The sequence below is a fragment of the Micromonospora sp. ATA51 genome (genome assembly GCF_016802855.1).
In the GTDB taxonomy this organism is placed as follows: Bacteria; Actinomycetota; Actinomycetes; order Mycobacteriales; family Micromonosporaceae; genus Micromonospora; species Micromonospora sicca.
In genome coordinates this window covers 1-2,994 of the sequence record NZ_JAEVHJ010000507.1, presented here as the reverse complement: position 1 = coordinate 2,994, position 2,994 = coordinate 1, and the positions used below count along the sequence as shown (strand labels likewise).

Annotated in this window: 1 protein-coding gene and 1 pseudogene; both read left to right on the top strand. The window is 77.4% G+C overall.

What is annotated here, in order from left to right:
• On the top strand, window positions 1-1,729 hold a 1,729-nt coding region (locus tag JNW87_RS36810; protein WP_238455313.1), incomplete at its 5' end, for a GTPase domain-containing protein.
• A gap of 52 nt (window positions 1,730-1,781) precedes the next feature.
• Window positions 1,782-2,994, top strand: a pseudogene (locus JNW87_RS36805) (GTPase); the annotation flags it as partial.

Below are 2,994 nucleotides of genomic sequence, written 5' to 3'. Positions count from 1 at the left end.
CGCCGCGCTCGCCGGCCTGCGGGCCGCGATCGGCGCGGCCCGGTTCCCGCTGGCCCTGCCCTCGGCCGAGCCGGCCCGGCACGCCGCCGCCGGGCTCACCGACCAACTCGACGACTACCTGCTGCCCCGGCTGGCCCGGCTCGACGCGCCGCTGCTGGTGGTGGTCGGCGGCTCCACCGGCGCCGGCAAATCGACCCTGGTCAACAGCCTCGTCCAGGCCCGGGTGAGCGCCGCCGGCGTGCTCCGGCCCACCACCCGCTCCCCGGTGCTGGTCTGCAACCCGACCGACTCCGCCTGGTTCCGGCGGGGGGAGCTGCTGCCCGGCCTCACCCGCACCAACGAACCGAGCGAGAACCCGGGCACCCTGCACCTGGTCACCGCGCCCGCGCTCCCCGCCGGGCTGGCCTTCCTCGACGCGCCCGACATCGACTCGGTGGTCGACGCCAACCGGGCCCTCGCCGGCCAACTCCTGGCCGCCGCCGACCTCTGGCTGTTCGTCACGACCGCCGCCCGGTACGCCGACGCCGTCCCCTGGGAGCTGCTCCGCAGCGCCCGGGCCCGGGGCGCGGTGATCGCCATGGTGCTCGACCGGGTGCCCCCGGAGGCGGCCGACGAGATCGCCGCCCACCTGTCGGAGATGCTCGCCGCCCAGGACCTCGGCGCCGCGCCGCTCTTCGTGCTGCCGGAGACCTGGGTCGACGGCCAGGGGCTGCTCCCCGACAAGGTCACCGCCCCGCTCAGCGCCTGGTTCTCCCGGCTCGCCGCCGACGCCGACACCCGGTCCGCCGTGGTCCGGCAGACCCTCGACGGGGCGCTCGCCGCCGTGCACCCCGCCGTCGACGGGCTGGCCGACGCCGCCGACGAGCAGGTGGCCGCCGCGGACGCGCTCGACGAGCGGGTCCGGGCCGCGTACCGGGGGGCGCAGCGGACCGTCGAGCAGGGGCTCAAGGACGGCCGGCTGCTCCGGGGCGAGGTGCTGGCCCGCTGGCAGGAGTTCGTCGGCACCGGTGAGTTCTTCCGCACGCTGGAGGCGCGGATCGGTCGGCTCCGGGACCGGGTGGTCGCGGCGATGACCGGCCGTCCGGCGCCCGCCGCGGAGCTGCGCAACGCGATCGAGTCGCAGCTGGTGACCCTGTTGCGCGGGGTCGCCTCGGAGGCGGCGGAGAACGCGTACACCGGGTGGAAGGCGCATCCCGCGGGGGCCGCGCTGGTCGAGCCGCCGCTCGCCCACCCCTCCGACGACCTGGCCGAACGCGCCGAGCGGCTGGTCCGCGACTGGCAGCGCGGGGTGCTGGACCTGGTCCGCGAGGAGGGCGGCGACCGCCGCTTCGTGGCCCGGACGGCCGCGTACGCGGTGAACGCCACCGGGCTGGCCGTGATGATCGGGGTCTTCGCCTCGACCGCCTTCATCCCGACCGGTCTGGAGGTGGCCACCGGCGCCGGCACCACGGTCGCCGCGCAGGCCGTGCTCCAGGCGATCTTCGGCGACCAGGCGGTGCGCAACCTGGCCGACAAGGCCCGGGTGGACCTGCTGGACCGGATCGGCGCGCTGCTCGACGAGGAGGCGGCCCGCTACCTCGACCGGACGGCGGCGGCCCGCCCGGCCGCCGAGACCGGCACCGCCCTGCGCCGGGCCGCCGCCGAGGTGGAGATGGCCCGGCACCGCAGCGGCCTGTCCCGCACCGACGGGCCGGTGCTGCCGCCGACCGGCATGGGTGGGACGCGGTGAGCGCGAGGAGTGAGCTTGCGGGCCCCGCAGTCGCGAACGAAGGTCGGCACGGATGACCAACATCGTCGGTCGGGTGCGCGAGGCGTTCCGGGGTGACCACCGGGTCGACCCGGACGAGCTGATCGCCCGGCTGGAAGGCGTACAGCGCTTCCTCCGCGCGGTGGACGGCCAGGTGCCGGACGCGCGGCTGGTCGCCGCGCACACCGTCGTCGAGCGGGCCGGCACCCGCCTCGCCCTCTCCGGCGACCACACCGTCGTCGCCCTGGCCGGGGCCACCGGCAGCGGCAAGTCCAGCCTGTTCAACGCCCTGGCCCGGCTGGAGCTCTCGCCGGTCGGCGTACGCCGGCCGACCACCGGCGTGGCGCACGCCTGCGTCTGGGGGCCGCTGGGCGGCGCCAGCCGGCTGCTCGACTGGCTCGGCGTGCTGCCCCGGCACCGGTTCGTCCGGGAGAGCGCGCTCGACGGCGACGACGAGTCGGCCCTGCACGGCCTGGTCCTGCTGGACCTGCCCGACTTCGACTCGGTGCAGCGGACCCACCGGCTGGAGGTGGACCGGCTGCTCGGCCTGGTCGACCTCGTGGTCTGGGTGGTCGACCCGCAGAAGTACGCGGACCGGGTGATCCACACCAGCTACCTGCGCGAGTTCCACCGGCACAAGGACGTCACCGTGGTCGTGCTCAACCAGGCCGACCGGCTGCCCCCGGCCGAGCTGCCCCGGGTCCTGGACGACCTGCGCCGCCTGCTCGACGCCGACGGGCTCGGCGGGGTGCCGCTGCTGCCGACCGTCGCGGTCGACCCGGCGGGGATGGTGGGGCTGCGCGGGGCGCTGGAGCGTACGGTCGCCGAGCGGCAGGCGGCGCTGCGCCGGCTGGCCGGCGACGTCGACAGCGTGGTGGCCGAGCTGGAACCGCTCGTCGGGGTGGAGCCGCCGCGTACCGGGCCGGAGGACGGGTCGGCGCGGGAACTCACCCGGGCCCTGGCCGGAGCGGCCGGGGTGCCGGCGGTGGCGGAGGCGGTCGAGGGCGCGTACCGGCACCGGGCCGGCGGGACCACCGGCTGGCCGCTGGTCAGGGGCTGGCGCAGACTCCGGCCGGACCCGCTGCGCCGGCTGCACCTCCCGGGCGGGGACGCCGACGCGCCCGCCGAGAGCCTGGTCGCGGCGACCTCCGTACCGGATCCGACCGCCGCGCAGCGCTCGGCGCTCAACCTGGCCATCCGCGCGGTGGCCGACCGGTCCGGCGCGACCTGCCGGCGCCCTGGCCGAC